Below are 19,670 nucleotides of genomic sequence, written 5' to 3'. Positions count from 1 at the left end.
CGGCCGCCACAGCGTAGCGTCCATGTCGGCACCGATTGGAACACATCACACCTTCGACACATCACCGCGAATCGTGATGGATCAGTGGAGCCATCCGTCCCTGTCAGAGTTCGCGCGCGTCCGACTCCAGAAGCACCGGGATACCGTCCCGCACCGGGTAGGCCAGCGGCCTGTCCGGATCTGTCGAGTGCAACTCGGGCGCGCCGTCCGGGCCGGCGCCGTCGATCAGCGTGGCGCCGGTGACCGGGCAGCGCAGCATGAAACGCACCCAGTCGGGCAGGTCGGCCCCGGCGGCCCGAGCCGTCTCGGCCTCCGTCCCGGAACCGGCCACGCCGGCCCCCGCAGCCTCGGCGTTCCCGCCGTTCCCCGGCGTCACGCGTCCTGCTCCGGGTCGTCGGCGCGCACCAGAGACAGCACGTCGTCGCGCACCTTCTCCATGATGTCGGCGTCCGCGGCCTCCACGTTGAGCCGCAGCAACGGCTCTGTGTTCGAGGCACGCAGGTTGAACCACCACTGAGGCTGCCCGTCCCAGTGGGACACCGTGAGCCCGTCGAGCTCGTCGACCTCGACGGCACCCGCGCCTTCCCGGGTCACGTACGCCTCGTAGACGCGCGCCCGGGCCGCGGGGACGTCCGTGACCCGCGAGTTGATCTCGCCCGAGGCCACGTACGGCTCGTACATCTCGCCGAGCGCGCTCAGCGGGTGCTCCTGCGTGCCGAGCGCCGCGAGCACGTGCATCGCGGCGAGCATGCCGGTGTCCGCGAAGAAGAAGTCGCGGAAGTAGTAGTGGGCGCTGTGCTCCCCGCCGAACACGGCTGTGTGCTCGGCCATCTGCGCCTTGATGAAGGAGTGGCCCACGCGCGTGCGCACGGTGGTGGCGCCCGCAGCGGTGAGGAAGTCCGGCACGGCACGGGACGTGATCAGGTTGTGGATCACGATCGAGTCGCGGCCCTCGGCCCGCTCCTTCTCCACCTCACGCAGTCCTACCAGCGCGGTGATGGCCGACGGCGAGACCGGGGCGCCCTTCTCGTCCACGACGAAGCAGCGGTCGGCGTCGCCGTCGAACGCGAGGCCGATGTCCGCTTCGTTCGCCACCACGGCTGCCTGCAGGTCCAGCAGGTTCTTGGGCTCGAGCGGATTCGCCTCGTGGTTCGGGAAGGAGCCGTCCAGCTCGAAGTACAGCGGCACGATCTCCAGCGGCAGCTCCGGCAGTCCGGCCCCCGTGCCGAGGACGGCCGGAACGGTGTGCCCGCCCATGCCGTTGCCGGCGTCGACGACGACCTTGAGCGGGCGGAGGCCCGAGAGGTCGACGAGGCCGCGCAGGAAGGCCGCGTAGTCGCCGAGCATGTCGCGGTCCGTGACCGTGCCCGGCTCAGCGGCGGGCTCGGGAAGCCCGCCGTCCAGGTAGCCCTGGGCCAGCTCCCGGACCTCCGCGAGGCCGGTCTCCTGCCCGACGGGCGCCGCCCCGGCCTTGCACAGCTTGATGCCGTTGTACTCGGCCGGGTTGTGGCTGGCGGTGAACATCGCGCCCGGCAGGTCCAGGACGCCGGAGGCGTGGTACAGACCGTCCGTCGAGCACAGCCCGATGCGCACGACGTCGACGCCGGCGGCGGTCAGCCCCTCGGCGAACGCCGCGACGAGCTCAGGGCCGGACTCCCGCATGTCGTGGCCGACGACGACGCCGGGGCGAGCCTGGTCACCGCCGGCGCGCCTGTCCTGGGCGTTCAGCACCACGACCCGCGCGAACGCGGCCCCGATGGCGCGCGCCACGCCGGGCGAGAGCTGGTCCGGCACGGTGCCGCGGACGTCGTAGGCCTTGATGATCTGGGTGAGGTCGATCGACACATGGCAAGGGTACTGGTCGCGCGGACGTGCGGTTCGTCCGAAGGCGTCGTCGCGGAGGCCCACCACCGTCGCGCTCCCGCTCGATGTGGGCGGCGTCGAACACTCGCTGGCGGGTTGGCAGGACGCCCCTCAGGCGGAGGTCAACAACCTCCTCGTCGGACCGGAGCATGCCGAGCGCCTCCTGACGTCGCTGGAAGGACTTCGGCAGGGTCGGCCGAATGCCGTCTGGATCGACGCAGGCGGCTCGATCTCCACCCCTCGAACTGCTGCGGGCAGGCCTGACCCGATCGACGGCACGGCCCAGCCGTTCACGCCCGGTCACCGACCGGACGAGCCCCCATGATCTGGTGCGAGCGGCGTCGGGACGACAGCGGTGCAGATCGTGGAGTCGGTGGGTGGTCGCCGGCGGATCGTGCAGGCGGTCAGAAACGTCAACGGGGCCGCCCTCCCGGAGGAGGACGGCCCCGTCACGGTGCCAGCATGTGCTGGACGGAGGTGATCAGCAGGTCGTGAGTGCCTCGACCGCAGGGCTCAGCGCGCTCTCGCCGCCGTAGAGCCAGACCTCCTGGACCTCCAGGTACCGCATGTGGTCGAGGGTGTCGTTCGGCAGACAGTCCTGACGCGACGTGTACAACGGCTCCTGGTACATCCCCGCGAGGGCACCGGCGCCCAGAGCGTCGGGGAAGTTCTTGCCCGTGGCGATGTTGGCCCCGACAGGCAGGTAGCCGTTCACGTCGTGGTCCCACCCGAAGTAGCCGTCGTTGATGGCGACAGCGGTCTCGTACCGCGTGGCACCGCCCAGGCGCTCGACGTAGTCGCCGCCCATCCGGTCGATCAGGTCGGCTTCGATGCCCTCGCTGACCGCACCCGTGCCGCCGACGATCGAGGCCCAGTCGATGCCCATACGGGAGAACAGTGCCTCCGTCTCGGCGTCGAGCCCGGAAGCGGCCCCGGGGACGAGCACGACCGGCAAGGCGTACGTACCACCGGCAGCGCTGGAGGCGAGCGCGTCGGGGAAGTTCTTGCCCGTCGTGATGAAGGCCCCACCCGGGAACTGGTCTCCCAGGTGGGCGAAACCGCGCTCGGAGAGCACGCGCGATGTCTCGTACCGGGTGCTGCCGGCGTCCCGGCGGATGTTCGGCTCGATCTCGGCCAGTTCGTCGTAGACGTCCGCCGACACTGCGCCCTCACCGCCCGCGACGACGATCTGTTCCGGCTGCAGTCGCTCGATCTCGTCCGCGACGATTCCAGGTAGCGAGTCCGTGCGCGTCAGGAGCAGCGGCCCGCCCTGCAGACCCGCGGGTGCAGCCGCGCTGAGCGCGTCCGGGTAGTTGCCGCCGGTCGCGACGTACACGACGGGGGCGGGCTCTTCGACCCAGAAGGAACCGTCCTCGAACTCGACCTCGCCGAGTTCCCCGTCCCCGTCGATGTCACCCCAGGGGGTGTACCACGAGGTCTCCACCGAGGTTGCGTAGCGGTCCCGGCCGGACACACGGAAGACCTCCTCGGCGGCGGCGGTGCTCTCCACGCCGGCGTCGGCCGGGACTCCGTGCGTCTTCCGAAGTTCGGCCGTGATCCGGGCCCGCGTCTCGGCGGGGATCTTGCTCACGGGGGACTCGATCGGGGCGAGGTCCGCGCGCGGTCCGGGGGCGGCCTCGGGCGCTGCGGACACGGTGCCCCCGAGGGCGGTGACCGCCAGTGCGGCGGTCGCCGTGGCCGCGACCGCACGGCACGCATGGCGCTTCGCAGACAGCTTCGTGGGCTTCAGCAAGGTGCCGAGCCTGGGCATGGCAACTCCTTCGTTGGGGGATGTCGGCCACACCCTAGACCCACGGAGAGCGCTTCTTCCAAGGAAGTAGCGGGTGAAGTCCGTTCTTGACCAATGGTGAAAAAGTCCCCCATGGACACCATGCCCTTGGCAAGGGCGCGGCACACGCACGGGTAACCTTCCTCGGTGAGCACTGCGCCGGACCGAACCTCGGATGCACGAGCCGGTATCGAGGACCGCCTCGCCGCCGCGTACGCACGTCGGTCGCGAGGGCTCGCCGAGATGTCGATACGTACCGGCACGACCCGCGCCCGCGACCTGATCGCGGCCGCGGCCACGTACGGCGGCCGGACGTACGCTGAACTGGCAAGGCTCGTACACGACGCGAGCACCGACGACGCTCGGCGCGAACTCGCCGGCACGCTCGATCTCCGGGTCATCGCACGCCTCGCGAGGACGGTCGCCCGCACCGCTCGCGACGACGACGACCGCGCGGATGCACTGGCGCTGTTCGAACTGGTCGCCGTTGTCGGTGGGAGGGCCGCGCTCCAGGATCGGGAGACCCTCGACTTCCTGGAGCTGCTGGCCCTGGACGGACGGACGGAGGCGCTGAAGCACTACGTCCGAACCCTCCGCACCGCGGACTCGACGCACCGTCAGGGGCAGCTGCTCGTCGCCAATTCGCTCCGCCGTCGCCACGACAGGACGGGCCGGGAGTTCGAGGCCGCGACCAGGGCGCTGAAAGCAGTTCTCACCGACGCAGGACTGGAACCGCCCGTGGTGGGTGGGGGAGCGGGAAGCGCCTTCGAACGGCTCGAGTGCTCACCGACGTCTCGCGTGGACAGCGGCCCCTTGGTCAGCGTGGTCGCGTCTGCCGACGGACCATGGACGCCGGGCGGCGCGAGGACGCTTCTGGAGCAGTCCTACCGCAATGTGGAGATCATCGTCGTCCGGCAGGTCCCTGCACTGCCCCGAAGAAGCCCGTGGGCCGTGGCCGATCCGCGAATCCGCCACATCCGGGTCGAGGACGAGGCCGGCCCCACGGAGGCGCGCCGACTGGCCATCGCCCGTGCAGCCAGCGGCACCTACGTCACCTTCCACCATCCCGGAACCTGGCTGCACCCACGCGCGGTGGAGCGCCAGGTCGACTACCTGGAGAACCACCCGGAGCGTGTCGGCTGTATCGCACCGGCCGTCCACGCCACCGACGACCTGTACTTCGTCGGTTCCGGCGAGAACCTTGGTTTCATAGGCCCCGAACGCGACACCATGATGCTCCGACGAGAGCATCCCGTGCTCGCCGGCGGCTGGGACCGCACGGAACGGTACTCGGACGCAGAACTGGCGGGCAGAGTCAAGGCGCTGACCGGCCTGGCGATCGGCGTCGTCGGGAAGGCGCCGACCCGGATCATCCGCTCCGATCGGAGTCCTGACCGACCCGTGGCCTTCGACCAGGACCGGCGGTGGTACGCGGAGTCGTTCCAGCACTGGCACGCCACGGCCCCGGCGTCCGCGCTCGAAGCCGGTCCCTCCGCCGGGGGTTCCCGCCCGTTCTCCGCGCCGATCATGCTGTTACCGCGACATCGAAGGCCTCATCACGTCGATGTGGTCTACGCAACCGACTTCCGCTTTCCCGGCGGGAACACGAGCCTCGCGCGTAACGAGATCACCGCGCTGCTCGACGCGGGCCATCGCGTCGCGCTCCTGCAACTCGATTCCGCTGTGCCCAAGCACGGTCTCCGGATCGACCCCCGAATTCTGGACGTCGCTGTGCGGCCCGGAGCTGAGATCGTCTCGTCGGCCACCGAGTTGGCCGCCGATCTCACGGTCGTGCGTCATCCGACGGTTCTGCAGTTCGCCGAGCCACAAAGGTGTGCGATCACCACCCGCCGCCTCGTTCAGATCGTCAATCATCCTCCGCACGACGCCGACGGCTCGAACCCGATGTACGACATGTCGACGGTCGTCACCACGGCGGAAGCGATGTTCGGCGTGACTCCACAGGTCGCCCCCGAGTCGAAGGTCATCCGCAAGCTCCTCGAGGGACTCGTCGCACCTGGCCTGCTGACGGAGAACGACTGGCACGGAATCCTTCCTTCCGCACCGGCCGAACCCAGGGACGCGGCCCCCGATCGTCCGCCGGTGATCGGCAGGCACTCTCGCGACGGCTTCGAGAAGTGGCCCGACGCCGAGGTGCTCCAAGAGGTCTACCCCGTCGACGGATCGAGGGACATCCGCGTGCTGGGAGGTGCGACCCAGGCGAGTCGCCGCACCGGGCTCGACGTCGACAACGCCTGGACGGTGTACCCGTTCGGCTCGCACGCTCCCTCCGAGTTCCTGAACGAGCTGGATTTCTGGGTCTACTTCCACGGACCCGAGCTCTTCGAGTCGTTCGGCATGGCCACCGTCGAGGCGTTGCATGCCGGTCTCGTCGTGGTTCTGCCGCACTACATGGAACCGACTTTCGGTGATGCCGCCGTGTACGCGTCACCGCACGACGCGCTTTCCGTCGTGGACCGCCTGTGGGCCGATCCGGACGCCTACCGGGCCCAGTCCTCCCGCGCGATCCGGCGCGCGGGGGAATGGTTCGGGCCGGCTGCCCTCCTGCACCGGGTGACAGACCTGGGCGTTCGCCCCTCCGACGCGATGTCGCGGACCGAGCGAGCGAGCAGGTGGTCGATCAGCCACCTCTGGCGGGCCAGGAAACAACAGGCGCAGTGATCGGCCACCGATTTCACCCCCTCGATCCGGCTCCTTTCATCCGTCGGCCAGTAGGCTCCCCGCGTCCGCTGATGCGAATTCACCGGACGTGATCCGTGAGGAGGAGTATTCGTGGCAAGGCACGCACGGCCTGCACAGAAGAAGTACACCGCCAAGCGCTCCACGCCGGTGGTCCCCGTCACCCGGGTCATCGCCGGACGGGCTCTCGCCCTGGGAGCGATCCCCACCCTGGCCCTCACGAGCGCGCTCGCCCCGAGCGCCGTCGCGCTCACCCACGACCGGTCCACCGACCTGGAGCCGGAGCCGACGGGTACCACCACGACCGACTCCACCCTTCCGGAGTCGGGCACGGCCGAGGCGAACGTCGATTCCATCGACATCGACACCGCCCCGGAGACGACGGTGGACGACGTCGTCGAGTCCGCTCCCGAGGACACGGCGACCGAGCCGACGCCGGACACCACGGACGACGGCGCCGTGACTCTCGACACCACCGACCAGGCAGGCCTTCTCGCGGGCGTGCTCGAGGTCCCCGAGGGCTTCCAGACGGTCGGCGCGAAGTGGCCGACGCCGATCGACGACACCGTCCCCGAGCTCCAGGTGCGGACACGCGCGCTCGACGGCACGTGGAGCGACTGGACGCACCTCGAGAAGCAGACGGACGGGCCCGACCAGGAGTCCGACGTCACGACCTCGGTCCCCGTCTACGTCGGTGAGTCCGACGCCGTGCAGCTCGCCACGGTCGACGGCGTGCGGACCGTGCCCGAGGGTGTGGAGCTCGTGCTCGTGTCCTCCGAGACCGTCGACTCGCCGGAGGCACTGACCGGCGGGAAGATCGCGGGTTCCCAGGAGTCGGCGTCGACCATGTCCACGACGTCGGCGGAGACGACGACGTCGAGCTCCGGATCCTTCGGGCCGACGATCATCACGCGCGAGGAGTGGGGCGCCGCACCCCGGTGTGACGATCCTGGGGACGGACCGACCTGGTACCCGGCACCCGACGGCCTCGAGAAGGCGGCCGTCCACCACACCGCGGGGGCGAACGACTACGCCACCGTCGCGGAAGCCATGCAGCAGATCCGCAACGACCAGGCGTTCCACCAGGACTCCAACGGCTGGTGCGACATCGGCTACAACTTCCTGGTCGACAAGTGGGGCAACATCTACGAGGGCGCCGCCGGCAGCATCGAGGAACCGATCATCGGCGCCCACACGGGAGGCTGGAACACAGGCACGGTCGGTGTCTCCATGCTGGGCAACTACCAGGAGGTCGCGCCGCAGGAGGCGCAGCTGACCGGCGTCGGAAACATCATCGGCTTCAAGCTGGCGCGGTACGGCGTCGACCCCGAGGGCACGTCCACGTTCACCGCCGTCGGCCACACCGAGGGCGGCAAGTACTACCCGGGCGACCAGGTGGAACTCGCGCACGTGTTCGGCCACCGTGACACCCATGCCACGGCCTGCCCGGGCAACCTGGGTTACCCGCTGCTGAGCACGATCCGCGCCACGGCGAGGAACTGGGCAGAGCACTACACGGCGCAGTTGCCCGAGCGGCTCGCCGGTGCGAACCGTTACGAGACCTCGGCGGCGATCTCCGAGGCGACCTTCACGGCGGGCGTCGACGTGGCCTATGTGGCCAGCGGTCGCAACTTCCCCGACGCACTGTCCGCCGCCGCGGCCGCCGGCACGCTCGACGGCCCGGTCCTGCTGACCGCCACCGACCGGATTCCCGCCGTGGTCCGGAACGAGCTGGAGCGCCTGAACCCGACCCGGATCGTCGTCGTCGGCGGGGAGGGCGTCGTCTCGTCCGAGGTCGAGGCCACGCTCGCGGCGTTCTCGGCGAACGTGTCCCGCCTGTCGGGCGCGAACCGGTGGGAGACCTCGGCCGCCATCTCGGCCGCGACCTTCGACCCGGGCGTCGCGGTCGCCTACGTGGCGAACGGCCGCAACTTCCCCGACGCGCTGTCGGGCGCGGCAGCCGCCGGCATCCTCGGCGGCCCGGTGCTCCTGACCGACGACGACGCCCTACCGGGCACGGTCGCGGACGAGCTGGACCGGCTCCGGCCCCAGCGGATCATCGTGCTCGGTGGGTCGGGCGTCGTCAGCACCGCCATCGAGGCGGAACTCGCGACGCACACCAGCGGTGGAGTGAGCCGACTGGCCGGCGGCAACCGGTGGGAGACCTCGGCGGAGATCTCCGAGGCAGCGTTCCGGCCCGGGACGTCCGTGGTCTACATCGCGAACGGGCGAAACTTCCCGGACGCCTTGTCGGGCGCCGCGGCGGCCGGCAGCCTCGGCGGTCCCGTGCTGCTGACCGACGAGTCGACGCTGCCGTCCGCCATCGAGGCAGAGCTCGATCGGCTCGACCCGCAGCGGATCGTCGTGCTCGGTGGCTCAGGGGTCGTGTACGACTCGGTTCGCTGGGAGGCGGCCGCGTACCTGAACTGACACCGGTCACGGCCCATGACCGGCGGCCGGACGGGAAGTGACGATGCCTTCCGGTCCGGCCGCCGTCGTTCATGGCGGCTGGGCCGCGACACGCCAGGACCTCATGCCCGCCCACCCTCACTCCCCCTCCCCCGAGCCGTCACACGGCGCCGGACCACGCCCGATAAACTCGCCCGGGTGCACGCCACCGACGTCCCCCTCCGGCTGAGGAACACGGTCCAGACGTACGACTGGGGGGCCTACGACGCCATCCCCCGTCTGCTCGGCGCCGAGCCGGACGGCACGCCCCAGGCCGAGCTGTGGCTCGGCGCCCACCCGAGCGCCCCGTCCCGCACCGGTCCGGCCGACGACGGCACGACCCTCCACTCGCTCATCCGCTCGGCCCCCGACGCCATGCTCGGGAAGCGCGTCGCCGACGAGTTCGGTCCCCGCCTGCCGTACCTCCTCAAGGTGCTGGCCGCACGCCGCGCGCTCTCCCTCCAGGTCCACCCGAAGCCGCACACCGCGCGGGAGGGCTTCAACCGCGAGAACCGGCTCGGCCTCCCGGCCGGATCGCCGAAGCGCTCCTTCCACGACGACCAGCACAAGCCCGAGATGCTCGTGGCGCTCACGCAGTTCGAGGGACTCGCGGGCCTGCGCGGCACCCGCGCCGCGCTCAGCCTGCTGGACGGCCTCGGCGGCAGGCTGGTCGACGAGGTGGTGGCCGCACTCCGTGCCGATCGCTCGGCCGCGGGCATGCGAGCCGCGTTCGACGTGCTCATCCGGGCCCGCCAGGACACCGGCTGCCGGTCCGACATCGAGCGGACGGTCGACTCGGTCCGCGAGCGCCTGGCCGCGGGCTCCCCGTTCGAGCGCGCGGACCGCACGGTCGTCGACCTGGCGGACCAGCATCCCGGCGATCCGGGCGCGATCGCGTCGCTCCTGATGAACCGCTTCACGCTGGAGCCCGGCGAGGCGCTGTTCACCCCGGCCGGTGAGCTGCACGCCTACCTGTCGGGGGTGGGGACGGAGATCATGGCGTCGTCGGACAACGTGCTGCGCGCGGGGCTGACGAGCAAGCTGGTCGACGCGGGTGCGCTGGTCGAGTGTGCGTCGTTCGCGGCGCGGCCGCCGGTGCTGCCCGAGGTCGCGACGTCCGGCAGCCGCGGCCAGGTGCAGACGTACCGGGCACCGGTCGCCGAGTTCGCGCTGACGCTGGCCGACGTCGACCCGAGCGAGGGCGTGGAGCTGCCCGACGACGGCCCGCGGATCGTCTTGTGCCTCGACGGCGAGACGACTCTGACCTGCGGGAACGGTGCGGCGACGAGCCTGGCTCGCGGTGGTTCGGCGTTCGTCCCGGACGTCTCCGGGGCCCTCACGCTGACGGGGACGGGTCACGTCGTCTGCGCCTGGGTTCCGTAGCGACGCGCGCCGCCGGGACCGGCGGAGCCGTCAGTCCTCTGCCCGCAGCACCCTCAGATGGCCCCGGCGTGCCGTCTCCGTGACGCCCGGCTCCGTCGGGGACTCGGTCGTGTCGTCCGGTGCCCTGCGGGTGCGGCCCGCCTCGCGCACGGCGTCGGCCAGTGCCGAGAGATCGTCGGGTGAGGGGGCGGGTTCCGCGGGGAACTCGGCGACCAGCCGGACCACCTCCCAGCCGCGTGGCGCGGTCAGGCCTTCCGCGTGCTCGGAGCACAGGTCGTAGCTATGGGGCTCGGCGAGGTGCGCGAGCGGACCCAGCACCGCCGTCGAGTCCGCGTACACGTACGTGAGTGTCGCGACCGCAGCATGGGTACATGCGGACCTCGAGCACTGTCTCACCGATCTCACCCGCTGAGCGTACGCCGCTGACCGGGAGCAATGTCACGAACACGCCGGGCCGTTCCCGCCGATCTGCCGATCCGCCGGACACGGTGCCCCCGCGGCGTCCGGCCTTCCCCCGTTCCCCCACCGCTCCGCCGCTCAGTACGATGGGTGGTGCCCCAGCCCCGAGGCGGAAGTCCCTCCCCATGAAGCTGTTCGTGCAGATCCCCTGCCTCAACGAGGCGGAGACGCTCCCCCTCGTGCTCGCCACGGTCCCCCGCGAGATCCCCGGGATCGACGAGGTCGAGATCCTGGTCATCGACGACGGGTCCACCGACGCGACGGTCGAGGTGGCGCGCCGCCTGGGCGTGCGGCACTTCGTCCGTCACGCGCGGACCATGGGTCTGGCCCGTTCGTTCCGCGACGGCGTCGACTACGCGCTGCGCCACGGCGCCGACGTCGTCGTGAACACCGACGGCGACAACCAGTACCCGCAGGAGCGCATCGGCGACCTGGTCGCGCCGGTGGTCGCCGGCGAGGCGGACATCGCGATCGCCGACCGGCAGACCGCCACGATCGAGCACTTCTCCCCGCTGAAGAAGGCGCTGCAGAAGGTGGGCAGCGAGGTGGTCAACTTCGCCGCCGAGACCGATCTGCCCGACGCCGCCAGCGGGTTCCGCGCGTACTCCCGCGCGTCGCTGATGCGCCTGAACGTGGTCACGCAGTTCAGCTACTGCATGGAGACGATCATCCAGGCGGGCAACAAGCGCCTGCGGATCGCGAGCGTCCCGGTCACCACCAACCCGAAGACCCGCGAGTCACGCCTGTTCTCCAGCATGTGGCAGCACATCCGCAAGTCGGGCCAGGCGATCGCACGCTCGTACCTCATGTACAAGCCGCACACGGTGTTCGTGACACTCGGCGTGATCTTCGGCCTGGGCTGCCTGATCCCCTTCGGCCGGTATCTCGTGCTCCTGATGCTCGGCCAGGCGGGCCAGCACATCCAGTCCCTGATCCTGGGCTCCTCGATGCTGGTGGGGGCGCTGCTGTCGTTCGCCCTGCTGGTCATCGCGGATCTGCAGAAGACGAACCGCACGCTGATGGAGGAGACGCTGGAGCGCCTCAAGGAGGTCCAGTACGGGCGTGACTCCCGCCCGGTCCCGACGACGGCGGGACGCGACGCGAGCTCCGGCCCCGGCGCGACCACCGGGACGACAGCCGGCACGACCACCGGAACGCCCGGCCCCGGGGAGCCCGGCGCCGCCACGCGGCCCGCTCTCAAGGCGGGGCGGTCCGAGGTGCTGCGCGACGCGGCCGGCGGCCGCGCCGAGGAACCGGCGGGCCTGTCGTGATCCTGACGTTCGGCACGTACGACGCCGAACGCCACCCCCGCGTCGCCGTCCTCGTCACCGGCCTGCGCGCCCACGGCGCCGAGGTCACCGAGCTGAACCGCCCGCTCGGGTTCTCCACGGCGGAACGGGTCCGCATGCTGCAGCAGCCGTGGCGCCTGCCGCTCCTGCTGATCCGGCTGCTGACCTGCTGGGCGAGCCTCGTGGCCGGAGCGGTCCGGCTACGCCGCGCACACGGGCGACCCGACACCGTGCTCGTGGGCTACCTGGGGCACTTCGACGTCGTCCTGGCGCGAGCACTGTTCCCCCGCTCCACCGTCGTCCTCGACCATCTGGTCTTCGCCGGGGACACCGCGACCGACCGCGGGGCCACAGGCCTGCGGGTCCGGCTGCTGAACCTGCTGGACCGCGTTGCGACCGGCTGCGCGGACGTCGTCGTCACGGACACGGACGAGCACCGCGCCATGCTCCCGGACCCAGCCAAGGGCGTCACGGTCCTGGTCGGCGCCCCGCCCGCCTGGTTCGACGCGGCCGCACCGGCCCTCGCCTCCGCCGAGCCCGACGGCACACCCGACGACGCCGGCCTGGCCGGGCAGCCGGACACGGCGGCCGACGGCCGCGGGCTGCGGGTCGTGTTCTTCGGCCTGTACACACCGCTGCAGGGCACCCGGGTGATCGCCGAAGCCGTCCGGGACGCCGTCGCCGCGGGAGCGGACCTGCACGTGACGATGATCGGGTCCGGGCAGGACCTGTCCGCCGCCCGCGAGGTGCTCCGCGGCACGCCAGGGGTCACCTGGCACGACTGGATCGAGCCCGCCGACCTCCCCGCGCTGGTCGCCGCACACGACGTCTGCCTCGGCATCTTCAGCGACACCCCGAAAGGGCTCCGGGTCGTGCCGAACAAGGTCTACCAGGGACTCGCTGCCGGGTGCGTCGTCGTCACCTCCGACACTCCCCCGCAACGCCGCGCCGTCGGCGACGTCGCCGAACTCGTCCCGCCCGCCGACCCGCACGCCCTCGCGAAGACCCTCACCGACCTCACGGACCCGGCCCGCCTCGACGCCGCCCGCACCCGCGCAGCCACGGGCCGCGACGCGATCCGCCCGCCGTCGGTCGTGACTCCGCTCCTCGGCATCATGACAGGCTCCGCGCCGGCGAGGGGTGGACGGGGCGACGGCGTCCCCGCGGCGCCAGACCACCACCCGCGGGGCGGAGGCGACGCGTGAAGCGCGCGCTGGGCATCGCGGCCCGCACGATGAGGTCGCCCGGCGTGCGGTGGGGCTTCCTCGCCGTGACCGTCGGGCTCGCCGCCTGGTACGTCGTCGGTGCCCGCCACGAGCTGGCCGACGCCGCCGCGATGCTCTCGGGCGGCACGCTGGCCGCCGTCGTCGTCCTCGGGTTCGTCTACGTGTGGTGCACGCTGATCGCCTGGCGAGCCGTCCTGGCCGACCTCGGCTCGCGGCTGTCCCTGCGAGACGCCGTGAGCGTCTTCGGACTCAGCCAGCTCGGCAAGTACCTGCCCGGCGGCGTGTGGAACGTGGTCGCGGCAGCGGAGATCGGCGCCGACCACCGCATTCCCCGGCACCGGTCGGTCGCCTCGATGGGAGTGGCGGTACTGGTGTCGGTGGTCTCCGGCGCCGCCGTCGGAGCGGTCGCGCTCCCGTTCGTGTCGGCGGGCGCGCTCGGTGCCTGGGGCTGGGTCGTGTGGACCACTCCCGCGATCGCCGTCGTCCTCCTGCCGCCCGTGCTGAACCGCCTCATCGGCCTCGCCCTGCGGATCGGCGGCCGGGCACCTCTCACCCGCCCCCTGACCTGGCGCGGCCTGGCGGCCACGACGGCGTGGTCGGTTGCCGGCTGGCTCGTCGCCGGGACGCAGACCTGGCTGCTGGCCACCGGACTGGGCATGACGCCGTCGGCACGCACCTTCGCGCTGGCGGTCGGCGGCTGGGCACTCGCCTGGACCGTCGGGTTCCTGGTCGTGATCGCACCCGCCGGCGCGGGCGTGCGCGAGGTCGTGCTGGCCGGCGTCCTGGCCGGCTCCCTCCCCGGTGCCGCGGCACCGGCGCTCGCGGTCCTGGTCAGCCGGGTCGTTCTGACGGTGGTCGACGGTGTGCTGGCGGGCGCGGGCCTCGTGCTGGCACGACGCGGGGTACGCCCGCCCGGCACCGGCGAACCTATTTCCAAGATCACCCGGGCTTCATGAGCCGGGCCGATAATCTTCTGCCGTGAACCGCGAGCAACTTCGAGACGTCGGCGCGCGTGCGACGGCACCCCTGCGGGCCGTCCCCGTCGTCGTCTGGCTGATCACGGTGCTGCACGTGACCGTGATGCTCGCGCAGACCGCCGTCTTCCCCAACGTCCGCTCACCGGACGAGCTGAAGCACGTCGACCTGATCGTCCAGGTCGAGCAAGGCCAGGCCTGGCCGTGGCCCGACCCGGGCACGATCTTCGTGGCGGACGGCGTCAACGCCGGCCACTTCCTCTTCGGCGACCGGCTGTACTCCGGGCAGCAGTTCCTCGCGGACCGCGTGGAGGGCATCCACCCCGACGGCAAGGAGCCCGCGCCTCCGCGCGGGGAGCGGCCGTCGTTCGTCGACGGCGGCGGCCTCGCCCACTGGAAGCCGGAACGCGCCGACGGCACCGTCGCGCCCGTTCCCGACCAGCTCGTCCAGCATCCACCGCTGTACTACCTGCTGGGCGCCGCCGCACTGCACGCCATCCCGGACTGGACCACGGCACCGATGGACCAGGTGTGGCTCTCCCTGCGATGGCTGAACGCCTTGCTCGCGGCACCGATCCCGCTGCTGCTGTGGGCGTCCGCCCGGCGGCTCGGACTGCCCGGGCCGCTGCCCGTCGCGGCCGCGCTCGCGCCCGTCGCGGTCCCGGAGATGGAGCATCTGTCCTCGGCCGTCAACAACGACAACCTGCTCGTCCTGCTCGGAACCGCACTCACGTACCTGCTGGTGCGGGTGATGACCGGCGACCTGTCGCGCCGCACCGCGCTCGTCGTCGGGACCGTGGCCGCCGCGGCACTGCTGACCAAGGGGTTCGCCCTCATGTTCCCCGCGTGGATCGCGCTGGCCTACGGCGTCGCTGCCTACCGTTCGCGTGACCGGCGCCGGGCGGCGATCGGGTCGCTGGCCGTGGCCGCCGTCGCGACGCTGCCCGGGGTCGCCTGGTGGGTGCGCAACCTCGTCCTGTACGGGGCGATCCAGCCGCACGGCTCCAAGACGGAGGTACCGGACCTCACGCCCGTCTACGGCTGGTCCGACGGAGGTGGACGCTGGCTCGGTCACATGCTGGAACGCTTCGTGACGACGTTCTTCGTGCAGGACCACGCCGTCGCCGAGGCGCACGACGCGTCCTGGTGGGCGGCCCGCGTCGCGCTCGCCCTGGTCGTCGCGGGCGTCGCGGTGGCGCTGGTACGGCGGACGGTGCCGCGCGCGACCGCCGTCGTGCTGCTCGCCGCCGTGCCGATGCTGGGAGCGATCGTGGCCCGGGGCTCCTGGGAGCAGTTCGCCGCGTTCCAGGACTTCAGCGCCGCTCAGCAGGGCCGCTACCTGTACGCGGGATTCGCCGGGGTGGTGCTCGTCGCCGTCGCCGGCGCGATCGCGTTGCGGCCCGCGTGGCGCCGGTGGGTGCCCGCCGGTGTGCTCGTACTCGCCCTCGGGCTGCACGCGGCCTTCCAGTACGACACCTGGGTCCTGTACTGGCTGCCGGAGCACGGGTCGGGCTGGTCCGCGCTCGTGTCGGCCGTGTCGGCCGTGACGTACTGGTATCCGTGGCAGCCCTGGGTGCTCGTCGCGATCGTGACGGCCGGTGCGGCCGCCGCGGCGGGCGTGACGTGGCGGGTCGTCAGGCCGCCCGCCGTCGTCCCCGCGGCAGCGGACTCCACCCGGCCGGCCGCGGGCGTCCCGCACGCGTGACGCGGGGCCGGGGCCGGGCCGGATCTCCTATGCTGACGGCGTGATCCGCACCCTCGTCCGCGCCGCGCGCGATCCACGGCGCCGCGAGCACGCCGGCGTCGCCGCGGCGGTTCTCACCGCGGTCCTGCTGTCCCTCACCGTGCTGCTCACCGACCCGCCCTATGCCACGGGCGACGAGCCACCGCACATGGACTACGCCTACCAGGTGTGGCACGGGGAGCTGCCCGTCTTCGAGGACGGCCTGGAGCTGCGGCCCGACGGTGCGTGGCTCGCCCCGGTGCAGTGGACCGCGCAGCATCCTCCCCTGTACTACCTGCTCGTCGCGCCCCTCGTAGGACCGCTGGCGGACGCCGGTCACCCGGTCGCCGCCGTCTATGCCGCACGCGCGGTGAACACGCTCCTGGCAGGGCTGTTCGTGGTCGTCGCGTGGTGGAGCGCGCGGCGCCTGTGCCGGCCGGGCAGCCCTCTGCCGACCCTCGTCGCCCTCGTGGCGGCCCTGGCGGCCGCCGTCGCGCACGCGGGCGGCTCCGGGTACAACGACCTCCTGGCTGCCGTCCTGGTGACGGCCATGTACGGCGTGACGGCGACGGCGATCCGGCGCGGCCTCGACGGCCGGCTCGTGGCCGCCCTCTGCCTGCTCGCGGCGGGCTGCGCCCTGACACGGCTGTCCACGGCCGTCATCGCCGTCGTGGTGGCGGCCGTCGCCGTGCTCGCCGGGGTGGTCCGGGCGGCGCAGGGCCGGGGCCGCCGGGGCCCCGCGATATGGCTCGCGGTGGGCGGGCCGGCGACGGCGCTGGCCGCCGCGGGCTGGTTCTACGCACGGAACGTGGCGCTCACCGGGAACATCCAGGGCTCGCACTTCGACTGGGCGCTGGAGAACCAGAACCGGGTCGAGCGGCCGGTGTGGGCCGTCGTGCTCGATCCGGTCACCTGGGCGCGGCTGCCCGACCTGTTCTGGTGGGCGGGGCGCGTGCCGCCGCGCACGCTCCACCCGATGACGACGCTGGTCGTCACGGCGGTGCTGCTCGTCTGGACGCCCTTGTTCCTCGCCGTGCTGCGACAGCTCCTGCGGCACCGGCGAGAGCAGCGGGTGCCGGTCACGGGTCCGCTCCCGGACGAACCGGCCGCCGCGGCGCCGGCCCGGAGCGGCACCGGTGCCGTGGCGGCCGGGACCACCTCCGGCGACGGCCCGGCCCGGACGCCGTCTTCCGCGCCGCCCGTCCGTCCCGCCGACCGCCTCCTGCTCGCCACGCTGCCCTGGGCGGCCGTGGGCGTCGCCGCCACCATGCAGGTCCTGTACGCCGCGAGCAGCGGCGGGGTCTATCCGCGCTACTTCCTGCCGGTGGCCCTGCCGCTCTTCCTCGGGGTCGCGGCCGGTCTCTCGCTCCGGCCCCGGGTGCTCGTGCCGGCATGGGTGACCGTCGCGCTGGCGGATCTCGTGGTGTGGCTCGTCCTGGAACTCCGCGAACCGGCCGAGCCCGGGTTCTACTCGGAGCCGGTGGTGCCCGCCGTCGTGGCGGGGGTCCTGGCGGTCTCCTCGGCAGTGGGAGCCACCGCGCTGACGCTTCGCGCGTACCGGACGGTGGCGACGACGGCCGCCACGGCGACCAGCACCGCGACCGCGAACCAGCCCGCCAGCTGAATTCCGGTGAGCGGGCTCCATCCGGACCACCGCTCGAGTGCCGTGCCCAGGTCCTCGCCCGGCGCCCGGTAGAACCCGCGGAACGCGAAGGCCATGCCGGATGCCGCCACGGCGGTGGCGCCCACCAGCGACGCCGGCACGACCCACACGCCGGCCTCCGGCCGTGAACGGCTGCTCGACCGGAGCATGACGAGCACCAGCACACCGGCGGCGGCGCCCGCCGCCAGTCCCACGACCGCACCGAACATGTAGCGGCCCTGGACCGCGACGACCCAGCCCGTCTCGGCGAACCGGGGCCAGGCGTTGACGATGACGGCACACCACAGGAGCGCCGGCTGGAGCAGGAGCACCACGAGCGCCCGCCGCTGGGGCGAACGCGCCAGCGCCACGAGGCACAGCACGGCCGTCAGGATGGCCCCCGTCCAGTAGACGGTCTCGGGTACCCGGACGTCGAGGAGCCCGAAACTCCCGAAGAACGACCAGGTCAGGTGCCGCACCGTGGTGCTGACGAAGTACCAGAGGCCACGGTCCTCCACGGGCTCGAACCGCTCGGGGATGCCCACGGGCTGCACCGTCCCGAACTCCATGAGGTTCCGCAGCCACCACCAGCCGCCGAGCGCGAAGGCGACGGCCAGGGCGATCCCCGCCGGCGCGAGACGCCGTGACCGGGGAGCGGCGGGCACGGCCAGCAGGTATGCCGCCAGCACCACCGGCACCGTGAATGCCGCCATGACCTTGGTGAGGAGCCCGATGCCGAGCACGCCCCCGAGGACCGCCGCCGTGGTCCGTCGCAGGTCGCCGGTCACCACCCGCGCGCAGAGGTACGCCGCACCTGCGCCCGTGAGCACGACGAGCGCATCGTTCGTGACGCTGCCCATGATGTGGCCGAGCTGCGGGAGGAACAGGGGGACGGAGGCCGCGACGAGTGCCGCCGTCCGTGATCCGGTGACCAGCCGCGTGGCGCCCGCGGCCAGGAGCGGCACGGGCAGGAACAGCAGCACGTCGAGGAGGCGAAGCACCAGGACCTGGTGGTCCCAGCGCGCCTCGGCGGCCCCGGTCAGGTGCAGCCAGCCCGCCGCCACCGCGTAGTACAGCGGCGGGTGCTGGGTCATCTGGTCGATCTCCTCGACGTCCCAGGTGCTGGTGTCCGTGCCCGGTGGTACGTCGTCCGCGAGGGCGTTGCCCGGGCCGACGACGGTCCGGTCGCCGTCGGGCATCGGCACCGCCTCGGCGTACTGGTCCTTCTCGACGCGGTCGAGGTAGCGGCCGGGGACGTCGGTGTCGACGGCGGCCTCGTCGCGGGCGGCGTCCACGCCCGGACTGACGAGCGCCTCGCCCGGCGCGGGCCAGCCGCCGCCGTGGGCGAGACGCAGGGCGCTGTTGAGGTGCTGCACCTCGTCGGGTGCGCGGAAGGCGGGGGTCAGCGCGGCCCAGCAGGCGGTGGAGGCGGCAACGAGTGCCGTGATGAGGGCGAGGGCGACTCGATAGCGCGCCAAGGCGATGTCGTCACGCACGGCATCAGCGTATGGCAACCTCCTCGCGCGCTCATCCAGTCCGGGCCGAGCGGCGCCGACGCACCGCGCGGACGCACGACGCCGTCGACGGACGGGGCCGGGGACGACCGCGTTCGCGACGGTGGGCCGGCCCGATGGCCGAGCCTGTCGGGGGCAGGGCCCGCGGGGACGTATCGTCGTGCTGTGGTCTCGAAGTTCTCTCGCCCCGCGACACCGGACGGCCGGAAAGGCCCGCACCCGGGCACGGCCCGGCCCAGGCGGCGCGACCGGCGCGGCCGCGGTCTGCGCGGGCCGCTCTTCCCACCGGGATCGCCCGCGTACCGCACGCGGGCGGAGGTGTTCGACGATCTCGTCCTCGACGTCGCGCAGTCTCTCGACCGACGGTGGGGGAAGGCGCTCAACGGCACGCAGTTCGCCGTGGAGGACGTCCCGCCGTCCGACCCGGCCCCCTGGGAGGACGGTGGCGTACCGCTGGGCCGTTACTTCCCGGCGGAGGCCGGCCAGCCCGCGCGGGTGGTGGCGTACCGGCGTCCGATCGAGGTCCGTTCGCACGACGAGCACGACCTCGCCGATCTGGTGCGTGACGTCGTCGTCGAGCAGGTGGCGCGGCTGCTGGCGCGCGCTCCGGAAGAGATCGACCCCCACTTCGGCGAACGCTGAGGGACGGCTCGGCCCCGC

General features: G+C 72.4%; 13 protein-coding genes. 8 read left to right on the top strand and 5 right to left on the bottom strand.

The window, feature by feature from the left end; translation table 11 throughout:
• Positions 1-103 precede the first annotated feature (103 nt).
• The 3 genes from J0911_RS21285 to J0911_RS09005 form a co-directional block, all read right to left on the bottom strand.
• Positions 104-259, bottom strand: a complete 156-nt coding sequence (locus J0911_RS21285; protein WP_372434858.1) for a Trm112 family protein — start codon at positions 257-259, stop codon at positions 104-106.
• 113 nt (positions 260-372) lie between these two features.
• Positions 373-1,845, bottom strand: coding sequence for a phosphomannomutase/phosphoglucomutase (locus J0911_RS09010; protein WP_207275136.1), 1,473 nt, complete (start codon positions 1,843-1,845; stop codon positions 373-375).
• 499 nt (positions 1,846-2,344) lie between these two features.
• The gene (locus tag J0911_RS09005) at positions 2,345-3,634 is read right to left on the bottom strand and encodes a cell wall-binding repeat-containing protein (protein WP_207275135.1); all 1,290 of its coding nucleotides are present in this window, start codon (positions 3,632-3,634) and stop codon (positions 2,345-2,347) included.
• 261 nt (positions 3,635-3,895) lie between these two features.
• Between J0911_RS09005 and J0911_RS09000 the strand changes: the two genes are divergently transcribed.
• From J0911_RS09000 to manA, 3 genes are all read left to right on the top strand, one after another.
• The gene (locus tag J0911_RS09000) at positions 3,896-6,334 is read left to right on the top strand and encodes a glycosyltransferase (RefSeq protein ID WP_207275134.1); all 2,439 of its coding nucleotides are present in this window, start codon (positions 3,896-3,898) and stop codon (positions 6,332-6,334) included.
• Between the two features lie 111 nt (positions 6,335-6,445).
• A complete protein-coding gene (locus J0911_RS20260; RefSeq protein WP_207275133.1) occupies positions 6,446-8,782 on the top strand; it encodes a cell wall-binding repeat-containing protein in 2,337 nt (778 codons plus the stop codon).
• Positions 8,783-8,959: 177 nt separating this feature from the next.
• Positions 8,960-10,183: a mannose-6-phosphate isomerase, class I gene (gene manA, locus J0911_RS08990; protein ID WP_307864999.1), complete on the top strand. Its 1,224-nt coding sequence runs from the start codon at positions 8,960-8,962 to the stop codon at positions 10,181-10,183.
• 30 nt (positions 10,184-10,213) lie between these two features.
• Here the strand turns inward: manA and J0911_RS08985 are convergent, their stop codons facing one another.
• Positions 10,214-10,588, bottom strand: a complete 375-nt coding sequence (locus J0911_RS08985) for a DUF3499 domain-containing protein (RefSeq protein ID WP_207275131.1) — start codon at positions 10,586-10,588, stop codon at positions 10,214-10,216.
• A 179-nt stretch (positions 10,589-10,767) separates the two neighbouring features.
• On the opposite strand from J0911_RS08985, the gene J0911_RS08980 reads away from it, so the two are divergent.
• Genes J0911_RS08980 through J0911_RS08965 form a run of 4 tightly spaced genes read left to right on the top strand, consistent with a single transcriptional unit; the run spans position 10,768 to position 15,836 of the window.
• Complete coding sequence (locus J0911_RS08980) at positions 10,768-11,913, top strand: glycosyltransferase family 2 protein (protein ID WP_207275130.1); 1,146 nt, start codon at positions 10,768-10,770, stop codon at positions 11,911-11,913.
• Entirely contained in the window at positions 11,910-13,136 is a 1,227-nt protein-coding gene (locus J0911_RS08975; protein ID WP_207275129.1) for a glycosyltransferase, read from the top strand. Before J0911_RS08980 ends, J0911_RS08975 begins: the two co-directional genes overlap by 4 nt.
• Positions 13,133-14,113 carry a lysylphosphatidylglycerol synthase domain-containing protein gene (locus J0911_RS08970; RefSeq protein WP_307864998.1) on the top strand — a complete coding sequence of 327 codons (981 nt, stop codon included), beginning with the start codon at positions 13,133-13,135 and terminating at the stop codon, positions 14,111-14,113. The genes J0911_RS08975 and J0911_RS08970 overlap by 4 nt, the downstream gene beginning before the upstream one ends.
• 22 nt (positions 14,114-14,135) lie before the next feature.
• Positions 14,136-15,836 (top strand): glycosyltransferase family protein, encoded by a 1,701-nt coding sequence (locus J0911_RS08965; RefSeq protein ID WP_207275128.1) that lies wholly within the window; start codon positions 14,136-14,138, stop codon positions 15,834-15,836.
• A gap of 1,485 nt (positions 15,837-17,321) precedes the next feature.
• Here J0911_RS08965 and J0911_RS08960 read toward each other — a convergent pair.
• On the bottom strand, positions 17,322-18,992 hold the full coding sequence (locus tag J0911_RS08960) for a DUF2142 domain-containing protein (protein ID WP_207275127.1): 1,671 nt from the start codon (positions 18,990-18,992) through the stop codon (positions 17,322-17,324).
• Between the two features lie 336 nt (positions 18,993-19,328).
• On the opposite strand from J0911_RS08960, the gene J0911_RS08955 reads away from it, so the two are divergent.
• Positions 19,329-19,652, top strand: a complete 324-nt coding sequence (locus tag J0911_RS08955; protein WP_307864997.1) for a metallopeptidase family protein — start codon at positions 19,329-19,331, stop codon at positions 19,650-19,652.
• Positions 19,653-19,670: the final 18 nt, after the last annotated feature.

This window comes from Myceligenerans salitolerans, from assembly GCF_017349295.1.
Lineage (GTDB): Bacteria > Actinomycetota > Actinomycetes > Actinomycetales > Cellulomonadaceae > Myceligenerans > Myceligenerans salitolerans.
This window is presented reverse-complemented; position numbering and strand designations above follow the sequence as displayed.

Excerpts from the sequence above, each read along its gene's own strand:
- J0911_RS08980 (WP_207275130.1), top strand. The coding sequence starts at position 10,768 with ATGAAGCTGTTCGTGCAGATCCCCTGCCTCAACGAGGCGGAGACGCTC.
- J0911_RS21285 (WP_372434858.1), bottom strand. The coding sequence starts at position 259 with ATGCTGCGCTGCCCGGTCACCGGCGCCACGCTGATCGACGGCGCCGGC.
- J0911_RS09005 (WP_207275135.1), bottom strand. The coding sequence starts at position 3,634 with ATGCCCAGGCTCGGCACCTTGCTGAAGCCCACGAAGCTGTCTGCGAAG.
- J0911_RS09000 (WP_207275134.1), top strand. The coding sequence starts at position 3,896 with ATGTCGATACGTACCGGCACGACCCGCGCCCGCGACCTGATCGCGGCC.